General features: G+C 65.5%; 1 protein-coding gene. It reads left to right on the top strand.

The genetic code is table 11. The annotated features are described in order from the left end of the window. A partial coding sequence (locus AC1DBD_RS18025; protein WP_476982758.1) for a TSUP family transporter occupies window positions 1-357 on the top strand: 357 nt, incomplete at both ends.

Here is a 357-nt window from a genome sequence, read left to right as displayed (position 1 = left end):
CGCATCACCATGGAACTGAACACCACCACCATTCTCGTCACCTTCGCCGGGGTTTTCCTGATCTGCTTCATGAAGGGGGCCTTCGGGGGCGGCTTTGCCATCGTCGGCATTCCGCTGCTGTCGCTGGTGATGGACCCGGTGACGGCGGGCGGACTGCTCGCCCCGCTGTTTATCGCGATGGACCTGTTCGGCCTGCGCTACTGGAAGCCCTCCACGTGGTCGAAGCCTGACCTCCGGCTGCTGGTACCGGGGCTGGTGGTCGGCATCGGGGTCGGCTACGGGCTGTTCCGGGTGCTGGATCACCGTGCGATCGCCATCGTGACGGCCGCCGTCACGCTGGCCTTCGTGGGCATATGG

This window comes from Arthrobacter sp. 10T419, from assembly GCF_056394105.1.
This window is presented reverse-complemented; position numbering and strand designations above follow the sequence as displayed.